The following is an 18854-nucleotide window of genomic DNA, read 5'->3' on the forward strand; positions in this document are numbered from 1 at the left end:
CGATTCGGCCAGCCCGGCCAATCCCCCGCAAGGGGCGGGAAACCCCGGCAATTCCCGGCACGCGCACCAGCGCGCAACCACCGGACGCCGCACCCCGTACCGCCACAACTCCACCAGAACGGCCGCCGTATTCACCGGCGCCTCACCACCCCGCAACGCGCCGAGACACCGGGCCGAAGTCTGTAAATTCCACACGACATCGGCCCGGTGGCGCGAACGCGGCCCGCTCGGCTCCCGGTGGCCTCAGCCGAGCGGCGTGCCCACGGCCGCCGGTACGGAGACGGCCTTTCCGGCGACCGACCGAACGGCGTTCCGCACCACGTCACCGGGAGAGCGGGAGACACCGGGACCGGACGACCGCCGGTCGCCGTGGACGTCGACCCGGGCGATACGCGGCTCGTCCTCCGGCCGGGCTCCGCGCAGCCCCCGGCCCGGAGCAGCTCCGGGGTTCCCGCGCGACGAGCCCGTGCCTCCGCTCCCCTCCGACGGCCGCCCTTCGGCCTCCTTCGCGGGCCCCGGCCGCCCGGCGCCCGAGGCAGCGGACCCGCCGGGAACGTCCACCGGCCCCGGCACCCCGGGTGCCGCATCCGCATGGGGCGCGTCGTCCGGGCGCGGCGCGAGCATCCACCGCTCCCCCGTCGCTCCGGAACGCGCCGCGACCCGCACCCGCCCGGACCCGTCAGCGGATTCCACGGCCAGGGCCAGCCCCTGGCGATGCCCGCGGAGCAGGATCTCGCCGCGCACGGTGACGTCGTACGACACCTCCCCGGCGGGCGCCACGCACGCGGAGACCGCGACCTTCCCCGTCCCGGTGTCGACGGCGAGACAGAGGGCCGGGTCCGCGCCGCTGCGCAGCAGCCCGTCGTCCTGGTACGACCACTGTTGCGAGGCGGCGGAGGAGCAGTCCGCGAGCCGGACTCCCGCGCCCGCCGCCACTCTGCCTCCGGTCACGTCCAGGCAGCGCCCGGAGGCGAGGTGGTACAGGACGCCGCGAGCGAGGCCGAGGGGTGTGCCGACCGAGGCCGCCGAGGGGGAGGGCACGGTGCGCGCGCCGGTACCGGTGGTGTGGCCGGCGGGGGCGCCCCAGGTGGCGCCGGAGTGCGGGACACCGTCGTCGTCGGACCAGCTCCTGGTCACGAGCACGGTGGCGAGCAGGGCGAGCACGGTCAGCCCGACGCCGACCGCCAGGGCCGTGCGGTGGCGGCTCGCCGCTCCCGTGCGGTGCCGGCCGTCGGCCGCCGGGTGGGCCGCCGGCGTCGGGTGCGGCCATTCCTCGGCGCCGGCGCGGCCCGGGCGTGAGTCGAGGTAGCGGCGGGCGCCCCAGCCGAGCACGGTCTCGGCGAGCAGGACGTCCAGGCTGTCGTCGCACAGGGCGAGTTGCTCGGCGGCGTAACGGCAGTAGGGGCAGGCCGTCACGTGCCGGCGAACATCGGGGAGCAGGGCGCCCCCGCGGCGCATCGGGACATCGAGGAGCCGGGTGTGGAAGCGGCATTCCTTCGAGGGTGCGAGTTCCCGGTGGGCGCGCACGAAGGCCGCGCGGAATTGCTCCCGTGCCTGGTCGAGGGCGTTTGCCGCGGTGACCGCGTCGATCCCCAGCAGACCAGCGGGTATGTTTATGGGTTCGGCTTCGACCTCGGCGTGCCAGAGAAGGCATTGCGAGGCACCCGGAAGGCTTCGGAATGCGCGGTCGGCGAGTTGTCGCCTTTCCGGAGTCCCGGGCTTTGTCGCGCGCAGCCCGCGACCTCCGGTGGTTCTGCGCAATTCCGGCAGGGTGACACAGGCGGCGTCGTCCCCTGCCCAGGCGCGGACGGTGTCACGGGCGGCCGTCAGTAACTGCGGGCGCAGCGCGCCGCCGATCGCTCCGCCGGCGGTGCGGCCGAGGACCTGGTGGAAGGCGGCGGTGGCCACCAGCTGGGCCGTGGGACCGGCGGCGGCCAGGCAGACGACCGCGTAGTCGCGGGTGGCCCGCCAGTGCCGGGCCAGCAGCAGGGCGACGGCGTGATGGCGGACCGTGTGCGGAGCGCTCAGCCGGGCGACGAGACTGCGGTCGGACTCTCCGGCCGGACCGGGTGGGGGCGGGTACGGCGGGCGTGGGGGGTAGGAGGACTGCACGGAACCATTTCCTTTCCAGCGGCAGGACCGCACACACAGGGGCGTCCTGTCGGAAAGCAGTGCCTGATCGGTGCGCACCTGATGGGCCGGCGTCGGCGTTATGCGCCTGCCATTGCCCCTCCCGCGGGAAGGCTCACTTTCGCACACGGGCCTCACAGGAAACAAGAAGTTCGAATGACTCGGCCTCAATATCGGCCCATTGCACCGAAGTTACCGGCGGTATGCCCTGGAGGTGTGCACGCCGACCGGTCACCTCGCCTCCGTCAAAAGCCGGATGGCCCGGGAAACTCCGGCGTCCCGGTCGGGGCCGGGCACCGCAGGAACGAGCGCCCACAGCCCGTTCCCAAGTATCTCCGGGCGGGCTCTCATCCGGGTGTCCCAGCATGGGCCGCATGATCGCCCCCCACTCGACAGCAACCCCCGCCTCCGCCCGTACGGTTCGCAAGGCGGTCGTGCCGGCCGCCGGGCTCGGCACCCGCTTCCTGCCCGCCACCAAGGCCACGCCGAAGGAGATGCTGCCGGTCGTCGACAAGCCGGCCATCCAGTACGTCGTCGAGGAGGCCGCCGCGGCCGGCCTGGACGACATCCTGATGGTCACCGGCCGGCACAAGCGGGCCATCGAGGACCACTTCGACCACGCCTTCGAACTGGAGCAGGCACTGGCGGCCAAGGGTGACACCGTGCGCCTGGACGCCGTACGCGACCCGGCGCGGCTCGCGGACATCCACCACATCCGCCAGGGCGATCCGCTCGGCCTCGGCCACGCCGTGCTGTGCGCCCGGCAGCACGTCGGGAACCAGCCGTTCGCGGTGCTGCTCGGCGACGATCTGATCGACCCGCGCGAGACCCTGCTCAGCCGCATGCTCCGGGTCCGCGAGCGGTACGGGGGCAGCGTGGTGGCGCTGATGGAGGTCGATCCGGCGCAGCTCCACCTCTACGGCTGCGCGGCGGTGGAGACGACCGCCGAGGACGGCGTGGTACGCGTGACCGACCTGGTGGAGAAGCCGGCGCCCGGGACGGCACCGAGCCGGTACGCGGTGATCGGCCGCTATGTGCTCGACCCGGCCGTGTTCGACGTCCTGGAGCGCACCCCGCCGGGCCGTGGCGGCGAGATCCAGCTGACCGACGCCCTGCGGGACCTGGCGGCGGGCGGCACCGTGCACGGGGTGGTCTTCGACGGCCTGCGCTACGACACCGGCGACAAGGCCGACTATCTGCGCACGGTGGTCCGCCTGGCGTGCGCCCGCCCTGACCTGGGCCCCGAGTTCGCCTGCTGGCTCAAGCAGTTCGTGGCGGGGCTGCCGGAGGACGGTGTGACCGAGGGCGGCCGGAAGCGGCGCCGGGCCGCCTGACGCCGCAAGGCCGCGCGGGCCGGACGGAACCGCACCTCGCGAACGAGGGGAGGGGCCCCGCCGGACGCCTCCCCTCCGGCCGTGTCAGCCCTGGTTGTTGGGCCGCAGCGTCCACACCACGGTCATCTCGCCCGTGACCGCGCCGTCCGCGCGCCGGATCTCGATCGCCACGGGGAACTCGGGGCGCTGCCCGGCGTCCAGGTCGGCGATGACATCGGCGGCCGGGCGGCCCAGGGTCGCGGTCGCGGTGACGGCGCCCATCGCCAGCTTCTTGTAGGCGATGTCGGCGCGCACCGCGAGCGGCACCGCGCGCGAGAGCTGGTCCCCGAAGGCGGCCAGCACGATGGCCCCGCTGGCCGACTCCCCCAGGGTGAACATCGCACCGGCGTGCGGCCCGCCCACGTGGTTGTGGAAGTCGCCCTGGTCCGGCAGGGACACCACGGCCTTGTCCGGAGTGGTCTCCAGGAACTCGAGGTTCAGCGTCCGGGCCATGGGCACGGTGGCGGCGAGCATCTCGCCGATGGACATCTGGTCTGCGCTCATGCCGCCATGTTACTCACGGGTAGCAGAAGCTGACCAGCACGGTCGCGTCACACTTGGTACGGCCCTGACAAGAGCCGGTGACCGAACCGTGCCGCGGCCGCACTAGGGTTGTCGGCCATGTGGCCAGATCAGCAGCCGCCAGGGGGCGCGCCGAACCCGCAGCAGAACCCGTACCAGCAGCCGGGTTACCAGCAGCCGAATCCGTACCAGCAGCCCGGGTACCAGCAGTACCCGCAGGCCGGCCCGTACGGCCAGCAGCCTCCGCAGGGGCAGCAGCCCCCGTACGGGCAGCAGCAGTACGGCCAGCAGCCCACCGGCCCCATGCCGGGGCCTCCGCAGGGCGGTGGCGGAGGCGGGCGCACGAAGCTGATCGCGATCATCGCGGCGGCGGCGGTCGTGGTCGCCGCCGGCGTGACCGGCTTCCTCGTCCTCGGCGGCTCCAAGGACGACAAGGCGGACGGCGGCAAGGGCGGTCAGCACGCGACCAAGTCCCCCACGCCCACCTCGTCCTCGACCGACGGCGGCGACCCGCGCGGCGACGCGACGGAGAAGCCGACCGTTCCGGGCTGGAAGGTCGTGGTGAACCCCAAGTGGGGCGTCGCCTTCGACGTGCCCGGGGACTGGGAGGTCGAGCGCCCCGGAGCCGCGATCATCTACGACTTCCCCAAGGAGAAGGAGCAGAAGGGGATCACCATGTCCGGCGTCGCCGAGGACAAGCCGGCATGGTGCAGCTCCGACGACGACAAGGACGGCCGCACCGAGGACACCTCGCTGGCGGCGGTGGGCACCAAGGGCTCCAGTGGGGCCAAGAACTCCGACGAGATCGCGATCAACACGCCGGCCTGGTGGATCTACGCCGGCTACACCATGCCCGACAAGAAGAGCATCTCGTTCGACAAGAAGGCCACTCCCTTCACGACCGCGTCGGGCATCAAGGGCAGCTACGCGTGGGCCCGGTCGACCCACACACCGCGCAAGGGCAAGTGCATCACCGACGGCAAGGCGCTCACGTTCGGCTTCCAGAACTCCCTCCACGGCTACGTGGCGTTCAACTTCTACGGGGCCACGGGTGTGAAGGACGAGGTTCCCGAGGCGACCGTGCTGAAGATCCTCAGCACGATCCGGCTGCACGGCACCCCGACGGTCGAATGAGGCCACGGGGTGTTCCGGCCCGCCACGACACGGCGGGCCGGAACACCGCGGGCCGGCGGCGCGCGGCCGGACCGGCCCGCGCCCCCGCGGAATCCGGTTGGAAACAGGGCACGCACAGGCGATAGTCGCCCGGTGAACCCTGCCGTCCCCCACCCCGCGCACAGACCCCCCTGGGCGAGCCGCAACTACTCGCTGCTGACCGCGGCGGCCGTCGTCACCGGTCTCGGCGCGAACGGCTCGCTCATCGCCGCCGCGTTCGCCGTGCTCGACGCCGGCGGCGACGGCGGCGACGTGGGACTGGTGGCAGCCGCCCGCACCCTGCCGCTGGTGGTGTTCCTGCTCATCGGCGGCGCCGTCGCGGACCGGCTGCCCCGGCACCGGGTGATGGTCGCGGCCAACGCCCTCAACTGTCTCTCCCAGGCGGCCTTCGCCCTCCTGGTGCTGGCCGGCGAGCCCCGGCTGTGGCAGATGATGCTGCTCACCGCGCTCGGCGGGACCGGGCAGGCGTTCTTCGGCCCGGCGGCCGAGGGAATGCTCATGTCGTCGGTGGAGGGGGAACAGGCCGGCCGGGCGTTCGCCCTCTTCCGCTTGGCCACGCAGGGAGCCGCCCTCGGCGGTGCCGCGCTCGGCGGCGCACTGGTCGCGGCGATCGGTCCGGGCTGGGTGCTCGCGATCGACGCGGCGGCCTTCGCCCTCGCCGGCGCCCTGCGCTCGTTCCTCGACGTCGGCCACATCCCGCCCCGGACGCCGGGCGAGGGTATGCTGGCCGATCTCCGGGAGGGCTGGCGGGAGTTCGCCGGCCGGCCCTGGCTGTGGGGCATCGTCGTGCAGTTCTCGATCGCCAACGCGGTGGTCGGCGCGGCCGACGCGGTCTACGGCCCGCTGGTCGCCCGCGACCACCTGGGCGGCGCGGGCCCCTGGGGCCTGGCGCTGGCCGCGTTCGGCCTGGGCACGGTGTGCGGCGCTCTGCTGATGACTCGCTGGAAACCCCGCCGCCTGCTGCTCGCCGGCACCCTGTGCGTGTTCCCCCTGGCCCTGCCCTCCGCCGCGCTGGCGGTACCGGTCCCGGTGGGCGTCCTGTACGGGGTGATGTTCGTCGCCGGTACGACGGTGGAGGTGTTCGGCGTCTCCTGGATGACCGCGCTGCACCAGGAGATCCCCGAGGACAAGCTGTCCCGGGTTTCGGCGTACGACTGGTTCGGCTCGGTGTCGTTGCTGCCGCTGGCCACGGCCCTGGCCGGCCCCGTCGAGGGCGCCGTCGGCCGCGGGGCCGCCCTGTGGGGCTGTGCGGGTCTGGTGGTCCTGGTCACGGCGCTGGTCCTGCTGGTCCGGGACGTCCGCACGCTGCCCCGCCGCGGCCACCGGGTCGCGGCCGCCCCCGCCCTGTCAGCCGATGCCGAAAGCCCCGTCGGGGGGCTCGGGTGACGGGACCGCGTCGGCGTCTTCGACCGGCCGGGCCGAGCCGATGAACTCGCGCAGCGCCGGGCCGTGTTCGACCCGGGCCGGGAAGGTGTCGGCGGCACTGCGGCGGGCCAGTACGGCGACGTCGATCGCCCGGTGGGAGGCGACGAGCACCGCGTTGCCGAACCGGCGCCCGCGCAGCACACCCGGCTCGGCGATCAGCACCAGCTCCTCGAAGAGCGTGGCGAAGGTCGCCAGTTGGGAGCGCAGGAATCCGAACGGCGCCGCGTCGGCCAGGTTCGCCAGATAGACCCCGTCCCGGCGGAGCACGCGTTCGGCCTCGCGGGCGTAGGCGAGCGAGGTGAGGTGGGCCGGCACCCGGGAGCCGCCGAAGACGTCACCGACCAGCACGTCGGCCGAGTCGGCCGGTGCGGCCTCGATCCAGGCGCGGGCGTCGGCGGCGTGCAGCGTGACGCCCGAGCCCTTCGGGACCGGCAGATGCTCGGCGACCAGCTCCAGCAGCCCCCGGTCGGCCTCGACGACGTCCTGCCGGGATCCGGGCCGGGTCACCGCGAGGTAGCGGGGCAGGGTGAGCGCGCCGCCGCCGAGGTGCACCACGTCCAGCGGCGCCCCGGCCTCGGCCACGGAGTCCAGCACGAACCCGAGCCGCCGCGCGTACTCGAACTCCAGGTGAGCCGGCTCCTCCAGATCGACGTACGACTGCGGCGCCCCGTCGACCGTGAGCAGCCAGGCCCGCGCGCGGTCGACGTCGGGCATCAGTTTGGCGGTGCCGTGGTCGGTGGTCCTGACGACAGGTATGGGCTCGCTCACGCATCCATTGTCACGGGTACGGGTGGACGACGGGCACGCGGATCCGGACAGGGGCACGGGGGCTGCGCGGCCGGACACGCCGGCCCCGCAGCCCCGAGCACGCCGGGGCTCATTCCACGGCGGTCACGGTCCCGGCGCCCACGGTCCGCCCGCCCTCGCGGACGGCGAACCCCAGCCCCGGCTCCAAGGGCACCTCACGCCCCAGCTCGACCCGCAGCTCCACCGTCTCGCCGGGCCGGGCGACGCCCGCCTCGCCGAGGTCGACGTCCCCGACCACGTCCGCGGTACGGATGTAGAACTGCGGCCGGTACCCGGTGGTGAGCGGCGTCGTACGGCCCCCCTCACGCCCCGACAGCACGTACACCCGCGCCGAGAACCGCCGCGCCGGCACCACGCTCCCCGGCGCCGCCACGACGTGCCCCCGCCGGACCGCGTCCCGGGGCACCCCGCGCAGCAGCAGGGCGACGTTGTCCCCGGCCTGCGCCTCCGACATCGGCTTGCCGAAGGTCTCCAGCCCGGTGACGACGGTCTCCACGGCGGCGCCCAGCACCGACACCCGGTCGCCCACGCGGAGCGTCCCGCGCTCGACGGCCCCGGTGACGACCGTGCCCCGCCCGGTGATGGTGAGCACGTTCTCCACGGGCAGCAGGAACGGCGCGTCCAGGTACCGCTCCGGCATCGGCACATAGGTGTCCACCGCGTCGAGCAGCGCCTCGACGGACGCCGTCCAGCGCGGGTCGCCCTCCAGCGCCCTGAGCCCCGAGACCCGTACGACCGGTACGGAGTCCCCCGGATACCCCTGGGCCGTGAGCAGGTCGCGGACCTCCAGCTCGACGAGGTCGATGAGCTCCTCGTCGCCCGTGCCGTCGGCCTTGTTGAGCGCGACGACGATGTGGTCGACGCCCACCTGGCGGGCGAGCAGCACGTGCTCGGCGGTCTGCGGCATGATGCCGTCGAGCGCGGAGACGACGAGGATCGCCCCGTCGAGCTGCGCGGCCCCGGTGACCATGTTCTTGACGTAGTCGGCGTGACCCGGCATGTCCACGTGGGCGTAGTGCCGGGTGTCGGTCTCGTACTCGACGTGCGCGATGTTGATGGTGATGCCGCGGGCGGCCTCCTCCGGGGCGCGGTCGATGCGGTCGAACGGCACGAAGGTGCCGGTGCCGCGCTCGGCCAGGACCTTGGTGATGGCGGCGGTCAGGGTGGTCTTGCCGTGGTCGACGTGCCCCATGGTGCCGATGTTCAGGTGCGGCTTGGTGCGCACGTAGGCCGTCTTGGACATGGCTGTACCTCGAAGTCTCTGCAGGTCGTACGGGAAAGCGGGACCCCACGGGACTGGCCGACCCTCCCCCTGCGGGGTCCGCCGGACGTTCCGGAGAGGGTCAGCTTCGGGCGCCGTCGACAGCGGCCACGAGGAGGGGGACGGCAGCCTTCGGCGCATCCGCGACCGCGGATGCTGCGAGGAGGAAGGCGTACCGGAACATGGCATCGATCATCGCCGACGGTTTGTCCGGCGTCGATCGGTTTTTGACGGTGAGTGGGCTCGGGCGCCGACGGCGGGGGCTCAGCCGCCGATGTTCTTCAGCGCCTCCCGGACGGTCAGCGGGGCGAACCGGCCCCGCTCCCTTGCCAGGAAGTCCCGCACGGCCGCGGGGTCGGTCTTGGCGTACTCGCGCAGCGCCCAACCGATCGCCTTGCGGATGAAGAAGTCGGGGTGGCCCGACTGGAGCAGAGAGTGGGCGAAGAGCCGGTCGGTGTCGGTGCGCTCCTGGTAGCGGAGCTGATGCAGCAGGGCCGTGCGCGCCACCCACAGGTCGTCGTCGGTGATCCAGGCGTCCATGTCGGCGACGAGCTCGGGGTCGGCGGCGACCAGGGGGCCGACGACGTGCGCGGCGAGCAGGTCGACGGTGTCCCACCAGGGAACGGTCGTGACGAGGTAACGGGTCACCGGCAGGAAACCCGAGGAGCAGCGGCTCACATGCCGGCGCAGGAAGTCGACGGCGAAATAGTGGTACTCGCGCTCGGGCAGCTTCCAGCAGCGCAGGGCGATCGCGGTGCAGTCGGCCTCGTCCGGGCGCGCGGCCCCGGCCAGCACGGCACGCGACAGGGCGCGGCGGGCCGGGGTGGGAATGCCCAGGAAGGGTGTGACGTCCTTCATGTAGGCCCGCATGTCGGCCGCGCGCGTGGGATCGGCGGAGGCTGCGTATGCGGTGGTCAGCCGGTCCAGCACGGTGTCGGCGAGAGCGCTGCGCGGGACGTCCGGCGGGGCCGTGCCTGTGACGGTCATGCGACGAACCATACGGCGGTCGGACACGTTCGTCGGTTAATGTCACCGGATGCTCGATGCCAACCGCTCCGTCACCGCCACGGCCTCTCCCCGGGCCGCCGTCACGGAGTCGGCCGGGTCCGCGGCCGTCGTGCCCCTGCCCCCGGCGGGCTTCGCCGCCCGCTGTACGCGCGTGCTGCGCTCGCCGTACGCCCGGCTCTCCCTGCTGCTCGCGCTGCTGGCCGGCGCGGCCGGGAGTGTGCTGGCGTTCGAGCCGCAGCGGTTGCTGACGCAGGGGTGGCCGCCGCAGCTCGGCGGGGCCACGGCGGCCGTGGTGTTCGCGGTGGCGTACGGGCTGTGCACGGTGGCGTTCGTGCCGCGGCCCCTGCTGAACCTGGCGGCGGGCGCGTTGTTCGGATCGCAGCTGGGGCTGGCGGCGGCGCTGGCGGGCACGGTGCTCGGGGCCGGCGTGGCCTTCGGGCTCGGCCGTGTCCTCGGGCAGGACGCGCTGCGGCCGCTGCTGCGGGGCCGCTGGCTGCAGGCGGCCGACGGGCAGCTGAGCCGGCACGGGTTCCGCTCCATGCTGGCGGCGCGGCTCTTCCCGGGCGTGCCGTTCTGGGCGGCGAACTACTGCGCGGCCGTCTCCCGCATGGGCTGGCTGCCGTTCCTGCTGGCCACGGGGCTCGGCTCGATCCCCAACACCGCCGCCTACGCGGTGGCCGGTGCCCGCGCCTCGGCACCGACCTCCCCCGCCTTCCTGGTCGCGATGGCCTCCATCGCCGTACCGGCGCTCGTGGGCACGGTGGTGGCCTGGCGCAAACGCCACCACCTGAGCGGCCGGTGAGGGGTCAGACCCCCTCGAGGATCATCGCGTTGGCGAGTCCGCCCGCCTCGCACATCGTCTGCAGGGCGTAGCGGGCGCCGCGTTCGCGCATCGCGTGGACCAGGGTGGTGGTCAGCCGGGTGCCGCTGGCGCCGAGCGGATGGCCCAGGGCGATGGCGCCGCCGTGCACGTTGACCTTGGCGAGGTCCGCGCCGGTCTCCTGCTGCCAGGCCAGGACCACACTGGAGAAGGCTTCGTTGACCTCGAAGAGATCGATGTCGTCCACCTTCAGCCCCGCCCTGCGCAGTACCTTCTCCGTGGCGGGGACGACTCCGGTGAGCATCAGCAGCGGGTCGGAGCCGGTCACGGCGAAGCTGTGCAGCCGGGCCAGCGGGCGCAGGCCGAGGCGGGCCGCCGTCTCGCTCGAGGTGATCAGGACCGCCGAGGCGCCGTCGTTGACCGGGCTGGCGTTGCCCGCGGTGACGTTCCACTCGATCTGCGGGAAGCGCTCGGCGAAGCCGGGGTCGTGGTAGGCCGGCTTGAGTCCGGCGAGGATCTCCTCGGTGGTGCCGGGGCGGACGCTCTCGTCGCGGGCCACTCCCTCCAGCGGGGCGACCTCGGCGTCGAAGAGCCCCGCCTCCCACGCGGCGGCGGCCTTCCGGTGCGAGGAGACCGCGAACTCGTCCATCCGCGCACGCGTGAGGGACCACTTGGCGGCGATCAGCTCGGCGCTGATGCCCTGCGGGACCAGGCCCTCCGGGTAGCGCTCGGCGACGCCGGGGCCGAAGGGGTCCTTGCCGGCGGGCACGTTGGACCACATCGGCACCCGGCTCATCGACTCCACACCACAGGCGACGACGAGGTCGTACGCGCCCGAGAGGACGCCCTGCGCGGCGAAGTGCACGGCCTGCTGGGAGGAGCCGCACTGGCGGTCCACGGTGGTCGCGGGGACCGACTCGGGGAAGCCCGCGGCGAGGACGGCGTACCGGGTGGTGTTCATGGCCTGCTCGCCGACCTGGTCGACGGTGCCGCCGATCACGTCGTCGATCAGCGCCGGGTCGACGCCGGAGCGCTCGACGAGGGTGCGCAGGGTGTGGGCGAGGAGCTGTACGGGGTGCACGTGGGCGAGGGTTCCGTTCGGCTTGCCCTTGCCGATGGGAGTGCGTACGGCTTCGACGATGACTGCGTCGCGCATGGTGCGGCCTCCAGCGGGATCCGGCAGCGCGGCTACCGGTGAGTAGGAAATCCGAACTCACCATAACTCGGTAAGTTGGAAAATCAAACCCTCGCCTACACTGCACCTCATGGCCGCCACGAAAGACCCGCGCCCCTGTTCCATCGCCGACGCCCTCGCCCTGGTCGGCGAGAAGTACTCCCTGCTCGTGCTGCGCGAGGTGTGCCTGGGCAACGGCCGCTTCGACCAGCTCGTGCGCAACATCGGGGCCCCGCGCGACGTCCTCTCCAGCCGGCTGCGCCGGCTCGTGGACGCCGGGATCCTCACCAAGCGTGTCTACAGCGAGCGCCCGCAGCGGTTCGAGTACCGGGCCACGCAGGCGGGACTGGACCTGGAGCCGGTCCTGTGGACGCTCAAGGAGTGGGGCGACCGCCATCTCCGCGACGGCGTCGATCTCCCCATGGTCGTCGAGCACCGCTGCGGCAACGAACTGGTCCCGGTCGTCACCTGCCGGGCCTGCGGCGACGCGGTGCACCACGGCGACCTCACGGCCCACCCGCAGGCTCCGGGCTGGACGCTCACCGGTCCGACGGCGGCGTAGCGCTCCGCCGGGACGGCCGCTGCCGGCCGTCGATCGGGTGCGTCGGCGTCGTGGCGGGTCGCGCGGTTCCCCGCCACGGCCGTCGATCGGGTGCGTCGGCGTCGTGGCGGGTCGCGCGGTTCCCCGCCCCCGTAGGGGCACGGGTACGCATCGAGCCGCCCGCACATTCCGAGCCGCCCCTGCTCCCGCCGGTCTCGGCGGGGGTGCTGAGCCCGCACGCGGCGGAGTGGGCGAGCTGAACGGCCCCTCGTGTCGCGCGCCTCGCCAGCGCCGTTTCGGCCATCTCCCGTGCCCCGGGCGAGTGTGACCCGGGCGAGCGCCGCCGCTGCCCGCCCACAGCCTCCCGTGCGTCCGTCGTGGCCTGCGCATTCGAAGCTGTGAACGGGTCGGGGCACCGCACCCGGCCTGGCCCGTGGGCCACCACCCGCGCCGGCCCCCGCTCGCCGCACCGGCGAGGCATATGCCGTGTGGACTGGACCGACGGCGAACGCGGCGGCGGACGGCGGTGACCAACCCCATACGTTCTGCGTAGCCGAGCGGTAGCGCAGTGTCAGTGCTTGCCCCTAGGCTGTCCGCATGTCCCCCGATTCCCTGCCTTGTGGTTCCGTGCGCTCTGCTGCCGCGCTCAACGAGCAGATCCGGGCGCTGTGGCTGCGCGCGGGCGGCACCCTGTCGGCCCAGGAGCGCGCGGAGTACGAGCTGTTGGTGGTCGAGTGGGCCGAGGCGATCCGCGGGGAGGTCATCGAGGCCGCCTGAGCGGCCCCGGAGGCCCGGGCCGTCGCGATCCGCCTCCCCGGCCCACCCCTCGGGGTGTCCCGACCCGTTGCCGCCTGCGGTGGTCCACCCGTGTCGCGGCCAGGAGCACTCAGCCGGGACGAACGGGTCACCACCGCAGGGCAAGCCGTCGCGGAGACCGGAAGCCGCGGCCGCCGATGCCGTCGGTGTCCAGGGCGGGACGCGGCGGTCCCACCGGTGCCGTCGCCTGGAGCAGACCGGCGAGGATCTCACGGGCCTCCAGGGCGGCCAGGTGCCGGCCGAGGCAGATGTGCGGGCCCGTCCCCATGGCCAGGTGCGGCAACGGCTTCCGGTGGATGCCGAAGCGGTCCGCGTCGGCCCACCGGTTCTCGTCCCGGTTGGCGGACGCCAGGTTGGCGCAGACCAGGTCGCCCTCGCGCATCCGCGCTCCGCACAGTTCCGTGTCGGCGGTGCACCGGCGCAGCACCCAGGTCAGCGGGCACTCCCACCGCCAGCACTCCTGTATCACGGCGCAGGCCATGGCCTCGTCGGCGCGGACCGTCTCCAGGGTCACCGGCTCGGAGAGCACCGCGTACATCAGGATGGCCATGGAGCGGAACGGGGCTCGGTGCCCGTGGAGAGCAGCAGGCGCACCACCGGGAGGAGTTCGGGCCCGGCGCGCCGTACCAGTGGACGCCGGCCGACGTCCGTACGAGCTCCTCGGCGACACCGCGCAGGGTCCGCAGGCTCATGATCCCGTCGACGAACATGAAGTACGGGGACCCGACCTCCGCCCGCAGACGGTGGATCTCGTCCACCACCGCGGCCGGGGGGCGTTGCCGGAAGGAGTTGCCGGCGAAGGGGATGGAGCAGAAGGCGCACTCCCAGGGGCAGCTGCGGGAGGCGAAGGCACCGGTGCGCCGGCGGCCGCTTGCGGGGCCGTTCTCCGCCGGTTGACGTGCGTCAACCAGTTCAGGAAGTCGATGCCGGCCGGCCCGAGACACAGGTGCGCCGGCCGGCCGACCTTGTCGAGGAGGCTGGACGCCCGGCGTCACAATTCTGGGTTCTCGCATACGTGTGCCCCTGCTCGGATGCAGACCTTGCAGACCGTTATTCCGGTCCTGCGGGTCGGCCGAATCGCGCGGGATCGATGTGACGAATAGGCGATCGGGCGCCTTCGGGCGTCACTTGCGTGGAATCGAACGTGCCATGGTCCGCAAACGCGTGTCAACCGCTCTGCGGGCCTTCGCGGACCACGCATCGCAGTGCCGGGAAAGAGTCCTTAAAGTCGGGCTCCGTGAAGTGCAGTTGGGTCGGCTGCGGGTACCGAGGTGTGGTGCGGTATGCCGTGAAGCAAGAAGACGGCCGTCGCGTCACCCTGCCGCGTCGACAAGGAAAACACCGGCTGCATGAATTTCGGCTCGCGAACCGACTCCCGTCCGGCTCCTCTTCGCACCGGGCCCCTGGGCCGGTTGGCCGTCGCCAACGCGCTCAGTTCGGTCGGGGACGGCGCGCGTTTCGCGGCGCTGCCCCTGCTGGCGGCCGCCGCCACGCGCGACGTGTTCTGGGTCTCCGTGGTCGCCGCCGCCGGCCGGGCGGCCTGGCTGCTGGCACCCTTCATCGGCGCCGTCGTCGATCGCATGCCGGCGCGTCGGTCGATGGTGGGTGCGGACCTCGCACGCTGCGTGCTGCTGACCGTGCTGACCGCGAGCGCCGTCACCGGGTGGGTGCCTGTCCCGTCGCTGGCGCTGCTGGCCTTCTTCTGCGGCATCGCCGAGGTGTTCTTCGACAGCGCGGCCCAGGCGGTCGTACCACGGCTGGCCGCGGACCGGCAGCTGGAGCGGATGAACGCCCGGATCATCGCGGCGCAGATCACCGGGACCGGCTTCATCGGCCCTCCGCTCGGGGCGGTGCTGTGGGCGGTGGGACAGCCGTGGCCGTTCGCGGCGGACGCGGTGACGTTCCTCGGATCGGCGCTCCTGCTCAGGAGGCTGCCCCCACTCGCTCCGTACCGGCGGACCGACGGCGCCGACCGGACGGAGCGTGGCGTCGCGGGCCTGGTGCGCGACACCTGGGCCGGGCTGCGGCTGCTCAGCGGGCACCGGATCCTGCGCCGGCTGATGGTGGTGGTCGCGGTGCTCGGCGTGGGCCAGCAGGCGGTCTACGCGGTGCTCGTCGTCTATGTGGAGGCAGAACTGGGCCTGCCTGCCTGGGGTTACGGCCTGATGCTGGTGGCGGCGGCCCTCGGCAGTCTGGCCGGTGCCAGAGCGGCCGCCCGGACGGCACAACGGCTGGGCACCGCCCGAAGTCTGGTGGTGTCGGTGGCGGTGTCCGCGCTCACCTATCTGGTCGTCGCGGTGCTGCCCTGGTGGCCGCTGGTGGCACTGATGCTGGCGGTGAACAGCGCCGCCGTGGTGCTGTGGAACGTCTGCACGGTCTCGCTGCGGCAACGGCTCGCCCCACCGGACATGCTGGGCCGCGTCACCAGTGGATACCGCCTCGCCGCCTGGGGGACCATGCCCGTGGGCGCCGCGCTGGGAGGTGTCCTGGCCGGACACGTCGGCCCGGCCCTCCCCTGGGCCACGGCGGGTCTGCTGCTTCTGGGGTGCCTCCCGCTGCTGCGTGGAATGCCGCGGACGCCGTCACGGCGGGCCGACGCCTCGGACTCGGACGCCGCCTCGGAGGAGCGCGCCGGGGACTAGGCCGCACCGGTCGGCGAAAGCTCTTCGGGTGCCCGATCGCGGCGGCGCCAAGCCACGCGCTTCCGCGGACCGCCTGGCTTCGGCCTCACTCCTGCGCAAGGACACCGTCACAAGCGGACCGAAAAGCATCTGGACGACGCCGGACTCAACGGGTCGGTCCCGCCCGTGAATCCGGCGAACCGTACGCAAGCCACCGAAGGAACCCGTTTCCACGAGGGGACACAGGAGCGAAGACCGGCCGGACACGGAAGGCGCGCACACGGTGCCGAATGTTGCCGGCACCCTGTCGGATCACTATCTTCTGACGCTCTCGCAGGACGCATGAAACTGTGCGCTCTTTCCCCCGGAAGCCCGCGGCGGAAATCGCAGTCCGGGAATTTCTGATTTCACCGCTTGACGGCTCGACTCGTCCCACGCGCTGGATGACGGACGCCTTCCGGGACCGCCGCCCCACGTTCTACGCGCCGCTTCCCCCGTCCACGGTTCCGCGACTCCACAGGGACAGATCGCTGCTCGTCGCCACGGCAAGGGTCTGCCCGGAGGGCGAGAATCCAGCGGCACGGAGCTCGGAGTAGTGGGAGTGGAAGATGTGCCACCAGCCCTCCCCGTACGGACCGGAGTGCGGCAATCCACCGTCGCGGGAGAGCAGGACGCGTTCGTTCGGCCAGGTCGGGGTGACGACCTCCAGCTTCCAACCGTCTCCGCTGGTGGTGTGAAGGCCTCCTCCGAAGAGTCCGGCGACGCGCACCCTGCTTCCGGCGACCGGTCCCAACCCCCGACACCACAGAGCGGGATCCACGTCGCGGCCGTCGTCCTCGGGGTCAGGATCACGGTCCCGCGCGATCCTCTCCCCGGTGACGGCGTCGAAGAGACCGTGCCCGTCGTGCGAGACGACCATCACCAAGTCGCGGCCGGTGCCCGGGTGCGAGGCGAAGCCGATCCCGAGAAGCCCGCCCACCGGGGCGTAGGCAGTGCGCTGCCAGGGCTCGGGCGCCGGTACCACCGGAGCCGCGAGGAGCCTTTGCCGCATCGCCTGCTGGTACGTGGAAAGTTCCGGCTCAGGGCCGGGCCGCTCGACCGGCGGTTCCTTCTTCGTCCACTTCGTCACGCAACCATGATCCATACTTCAGCGGGTTCACCCGACACAGCTCCGAGCACCGGGCGGCTGCATCCCCGACCAGGGCGGGCCGCCGGACTCACAGGCTCATGACTACCGGACTTCCGTCGAGACCGGGTCGAGGAAGAAGACGCACTGGTCCGCGTTGAACTCGCCCACCTCGGCGACGAAACGGAACTTGTCGCCTTCGCCGACGGTGGCGGGGATCTTCCTGCCGGTCAGATTCAGGTCGAGGATGTCGACGTCTTCGTACTTGAAGGCGGGGCCGGCCGCCGTGTTCGGTCCCTTGTCACCTGGGCCCAGGAGGAAGTCGTAGCGGGTGCGGTAGTCACCGTGGTGCGCCATGTTCACGATCGAGCCGTTGAACGCGACCGTCTCGCCCTTGTGTCTGGTCGCGAAGTTCAGGTTCGCGTCGTCGCACGAGTCCGCCTTCAGCAGCTTCCCGAAATCCGGGTTGTTCTGAGGCGTGATCACCTCGGTGGCGGCCGAGTCGGCTGCGGTCGGAGTCGGCGTGGCGGAAGGCTTCTCGCTCACAGTGGCCGCCGACTTGCCCGCCCCCTCCTGCGTCTCGCCTCCACCGCTGAGTGCGGAGGCAGCGCCGATGACGATGGCCAGGACCACGAGGACGGCGACTGCCGCGCCGATCAGGAGCCACGGCTGCGGTTTCTTCGGCCGGCGGAAGGTGAGGGTGGAACGAAGCGTGCCCTGGACCTGTTCTACGAGCTCCCAGCCGTCCTTCCGCATCTTCGAGATGATCAGGCCGTCGGTGCCGCGAACTGCCCGCACGGTCTTGTACTCGTACTTGATCTCGTCGGCCATGCGGCTCCGCGCCCCCCCGAATGGACTGTTGGCACCAACTGCCTCGTGAGCATAGGGCCCTCAGCGTCTGGTGGATGCGGTGATCTCGGCTGCCGCGCGTTCGGCTTCCTCCCGCACGTCCGTGGCGGGGTGGCCGGGGAAGAGGACCCGGTCCTCATCCCGGCACGCGCAGGACCGTGCCCGGCCGGAGCCCGCATCCGGGTCTCACCGCACCCTTCACCGGTGTCAGCCGACGGAGTCCATGAAGTCGAGGATGCGACGGTTGACCTCGTCGGCGTGGTCGATCTGCGGTCCGTGGCCGGTGTCCGAGACGATCTCGGCCTTGGCGCCGGGCACGAGTCGCGGAACGCGCTCCACCTGCCGCCGGGGGTGCACCAGAAGGCTGCGCTTGCCGAGCACCAGATAGAGCGGGGTGCGCACGGTGGACAGCTCCTCCTCCGTGAGGGGAAGCGGCGCCGGGCGTCGTATGCGATAGGCCCGGACGCCCGCCCTGATCATCGTGCGCAGTTCCGGCACGATCAGGACCGGCTGCTCGAGCCAGCGCGCCAGTCGTGGGCGCAGAGCCTTGGGGGCGAAGGTCGCGAACAGGCTGATGAAGATCCAGACGAAGAAGCGCAGTCCGACCTTCTCCAGGCCGCCGGGGTCGAGCAGGGTGACCGAAGCGAGACGGCCGGGCCTGTGGTGCGCCTGATTCAGGGCGAGCCATCCGCCGTACGAGGAACCGACGAGGTGAACGCGGTCGAGCCCGAGTTCGCCGAGTGTCTCGTCGAGCCACAGCGCGGCACGTTCGGGCTGGTGGATGGCCTCACGCTGCACGCTGCGGCCCGGGTCACCGGGGGTGTCGATCGCGTACACGGTCCGTTCGAGGCTCAGCGCGGGGGTGTTCGGGTACCACATCGCGGAGCAGCTGCCGGCGCCGTGCAGCAGGACGACGGGGATCCGGGGCTCGTCGGCCGAGTCGGTCGGGCCGTACCGGTAGACGTGTGTCGTCCCGAAGCTGGTCTCCACATCGGTCTCCGCGACAGCCCGTGCCCCCAGGGCGTACAGGGCGTCGCAGGCGGCGAAGTAGCGGTCGCGCAGATGGTCGTTGACGTACCGCCCCACATCGGGCCTGACGTTGTCACGGGTCCTGGTCCCAGGCACGGATGGCCACCTCCTGCGCGATCACCTTGTTCGTGGTACGACCGTACCATCAATTTGATACGGCGGTACCATGAAAGGGCTGG

The 18854-nt window shown here is 72.4% G+C and carries 17 protein-coding genes; 7 read left to right on the top strand and 10 right to left on the bottom strand.

The window, feature by feature from the left end; genetic code table 11:
* Positions 1-243 precede the first annotated feature (243 nt).
* Positions 244-2112 carry an RICIN domain-containing protein gene (locus ACIHEJ_RS07140; protein ID WP_400132701.1) on the bottom strand — a complete coding sequence of 623 codons (1869 nt, stop codon included), beginning with the start codon at positions 2110-2112 and terminating at the stop codon, positions 244-246.
* Between the two features lie 392 nt (positions 2113-2504).
* Between ACIHEJ_RS07140 and galU the strand changes: the two genes are divergently transcribed.
* Positions 2505-3464 (top strand): UTP--glucose-1-phosphate uridylyltransferase GalU, encoded by a 960-nt coding sequence (gene galU / locus ACIHEJ_RS07145; protein ID WP_400132702.1) that lies wholly within the window; start codon positions 2505-2507, stop codon positions 3462-3464.
* Between the two features lie 84 nt (positions 3465-3548).
* On the opposite strand, the gene ACIHEJ_RS07150 is transcribed toward galU, so the two are convergent.
* On the bottom strand, positions 3549-4007 hold the full coding sequence (locus tag ACIHEJ_RS07150; protein WP_400132704.1) for a DUF4442 domain-containing protein: 459 nt from the start codon (positions 4005-4007) through the stop codon (positions 3549-3551).
* 117 nt (positions 4008-4124) lie between these two features.
* Between ACIHEJ_RS07150 and ACIHEJ_RS07155 the strand changes: the two genes are divergently transcribed.
* Positions 4125-5159, top strand: a complete 1035-nt coding sequence (locus ACIHEJ_RS07155; RefSeq protein WP_400132706.1) for a hypothetical protein — start codon at positions 4125-4127, stop codon at positions 5157-5159.
* 132 nt (positions 5160-5291) lie between these two features.
* Positions 5292-6584, top strand: coding sequence for an MFS transporter (locus tag ACIHEJ_RS07160; protein ID WP_400132708.1), 1293 nt, complete (start codon positions 5292-5294; stop codon positions 6582-6584).
* Here ACIHEJ_RS07160 and ACIHEJ_RS07165 read toward each other — a convergent pair.
* The 3 genes from ACIHEJ_RS07165 to ACIHEJ_RS07175 form a co-directional block, all read right to left on the bottom strand.
* Positions 6546-7391 (bottom strand): spermidine synthase, encoded by an 846-nt coding sequence (locus ACIHEJ_RS07165; RefSeq protein ID WP_400132710.1) that lies wholly within the window; start codon positions 7389-7391, stop codon positions 6546-6548. The two genes, ACIHEJ_RS07160 and ACIHEJ_RS07165, sit on opposite strands and share 39 nt — an antisense overlap.
* Before the next feature lie 109 nt (positions 7392-7500).
* Positions 7501-8673, bottom strand: coding sequence for an elongation factor Tu (tuf, locus tag ACIHEJ_RS07170; RefSeq protein ID WP_400132712.1), 1173 nt, complete (start codon positions 8671-8673; stop codon positions 7501-7503).
* Between the two features lie 282 nt (positions 8674-8955).
* Positions 8956-9678 carry a DNA alkylation repair protein gene (locus ACIHEJ_RS07175; RefSeq protein ID WP_400132713.1) on the bottom strand — a complete coding sequence of 241 codons (723 nt, stop codon included), beginning with the start codon at positions 9676-9678 and terminating at the stop codon, positions 8956-8958.
* 49 nt (positions 9679-9727) lie between these two features.
* Here ACIHEJ_RS07175 and ACIHEJ_RS07180 point away from each other — a divergent pair, with 49 nt between their 5' ends.
* Positions 9728-10501 carry a TVP38/TMEM64 family protein gene (locus tag ACIHEJ_RS07180; RefSeq protein WP_400132715.1) on the top strand — a complete coding sequence of 258 codons (774 nt, stop codon included), beginning with the start codon at positions 9728-9730 and terminating at the stop codon, positions 10499-10501.
* Positions 10502-10505: 4 nt separating this feature from the next.
* On the opposite strand, the gene ACIHEJ_RS07185 is transcribed toward ACIHEJ_RS07180, so the two are convergent.
* Positions 10506-11675, bottom strand: coding sequence for a thiolase family protein (locus ACIHEJ_RS07185; protein WP_400132717.1), 1170 nt, complete (start codon positions 11673-11675; stop codon positions 10506-10508).
* A gap of 109 nt (positions 11676-11784) precedes the next feature.
* On the opposite strand from ACIHEJ_RS07185, the gene ACIHEJ_RS07190 reads away from it, so the two are divergent.
* Together ACIHEJ_RS07190 and ACIHEJ_RS07195 are read left to right on the top strand one after the other, a co-directional pair.
* On the top strand, positions 11785-12255 hold the full coding sequence (locus tag ACIHEJ_RS07190) for a winged helix-turn-helix transcriptional regulator (protein ID WP_400132719.1): 471 nt from the start codon (positions 11785-11787) through the stop codon (positions 12253-12255).
* Positions 12256-12831: 576 nt separating this feature from the next.
* The gene (locus ACIHEJ_RS07195) at positions 12832-13011 is read left to right on the top strand and encodes a hypothetical protein (protein WP_400132721.1); all 180 of its coding nucleotides are present in this window, start codon (positions 12832-12834) and stop codon (positions 13009-13011) included.
* Between the two features lie 127 nt (positions 13012-13138).
* Here ACIHEJ_RS07195 and ACIHEJ_RS07200 read toward each other — a convergent pair whose 3' ends face one another.
* Positions 13139-13600 carry a cytochrome P450 gene (locus ACIHEJ_RS07200; protein ID WP_400132723.1) on the bottom strand — a complete coding sequence of 154 codons (462 nt, stop codon included), beginning with the start codon at positions 13598-13600 and terminating at the stop codon, positions 13139-13141.
* A gap of 799 nt (positions 13601-14399) precedes the next feature.
* Between ACIHEJ_RS07200 and ACIHEJ_RS07205 the strand changes: the two genes are divergently transcribed.
* Positions 14400-15692, top strand: coding sequence for an MFS transporter (locus ACIHEJ_RS07205; RefSeq protein ID WP_400132725.1), 1293 nt, complete (start codon positions 14400-14402; stop codon positions 15690-15692).
* A 457-nt stretch (positions 15693-16149) separates the two neighbouring features.
* Here the strand turns inward: ACIHEJ_RS07205 and ACIHEJ_RS07210 are convergent, their stop codons facing one another.
* The 3 genes from ACIHEJ_RS07210 to ACIHEJ_RS07220 all read right to left on the bottom strand — a co-directional run bounded on the left by ACIHEJ_RS07210 (position 16150) and on the right by ACIHEJ_RS07220 (position 18771).
* Entirely contained in the window at positions 16150-16800 is a 651-nt protein-coding gene (locus tag ACIHEJ_RS07210; protein WP_400132727.1) for a hypothetical protein, read from the bottom strand.
* A 102-nt stretch (positions 16801-16902) separates the two neighbouring features.
* Positions 16903-17628 (bottom strand): DUF4839 domain-containing protein, encoded by a 726-nt coding sequence (locus ACIHEJ_RS07215; RefSeq protein ID WP_400132729.1) that lies wholly within the window; start codon positions 17626-17628, stop codon positions 16903-16905.
* Between the two features lie 225 nt (positions 17629-17853).
* Entirely contained in the window at positions 17854-18771 is a 918-nt protein-coding gene (locus ACIHEJ_RS07220) for an alpha/beta fold hydrolase (RefSeq protein WP_400132731.1), read from the bottom strand.
* Between the last annotated feature and the right edge of the window lie 83 nt (positions 18772-18854).

It is taken from the genome of Streptomyces sp. NPDC052301, from assembly GCF_044593395.1.
GTDB lineage: Bacteria > Actinomycetota > Actinomycetes > Streptomycetales > Streptomycetaceae > Streptomyces.

Excerpts from the sequence above, each read along its gene's own strand:
- galU (WP_400132702.1), top strand. The coding sequence starts at position 2,505 with ATGATCGCCCCCCACTCGACAGCAACCCCCGCCTCCGCCCGTACGGTT.
- ACIHEJ_RS07150 (WP_400132704.1), bottom strand. The coding sequence starts at position 4,007 with ATGAGCGCAGACCAGATGTCCATCGGCGAGATGCTCGCCGCCACCGTG.
- ACIHEJ_RS07155 (WP_400132706.1), top strand. The coding sequence starts at position 4,125 with ATGTGGCCAGATCAGCAGCCGCCAGGGGGCGCGCCGAACCCGCAGCAG.
- tuf (WP_400132712.1), bottom strand. The coding sequence starts at position 8,673 with ATGTCCAAGACGGCCTACGTGCGCACCAAGCCGCACCTGAACATCGGC.
- ACIHEJ_RS07175 (WP_400132713.1), bottom strand. The coding sequence starts at position 9,678 with ATGACCGTCACAGGCACGGCCCCGCCGGACGTCCCGCGCAGCGCTCTC.
- ACIHEJ_RS07180 (WP_400132715.1), top strand. The coding sequence starts at position 9,728 with ATGCTCGATGCCAACCGCTCCGTCACCGCCACGGCCTCTCCCCGGGCC.
- ACIHEJ_RS07185 (WP_400132717.1), bottom strand. The coding sequence starts at position 11,675 with ATGCGCGACGCAGTCATCGTCGAAGCCGTACGCACTCCCATCGGCAAG.
- ACIHEJ_RS07190 (WP_400132719.1), top strand. The coding sequence starts at position 11,785 with ATGGCCGCCACGAAAGACCCGCGCCCCTGTTCCATCGCCGACGCCCTC.
- ACIHEJ_RS07195 (WP_400132721.1), top strand. The coding sequence starts at position 12,832 with ATGTCCCCCGATTCCCTGCCTTGTGGTTCCGTGCGCTCTGCTGCCGCG.
- ACIHEJ_RS07200 (WP_400132723.1), bottom strand. The coding sequence starts at position 13,600 with ATGGCCATCCTGATGTACGCGGTGCTCTCCGAGCCGGTGACCCTGGAG.
- ACIHEJ_RS07205 (WP_400132725.1), top strand. The coding sequence starts at position 14,400 with ATGAATTTCGGCTCGCGAACCGACTCCCGTCCGGCTCCTCTTCGCACC.
- ACIHEJ_RS07215 (WP_400132729.1), bottom strand. The coding sequence starts at position 17,628 with ATGGCCGACGAGATCAAGTACGAGTACAAGACCGTGCGGGCAGTTCGC.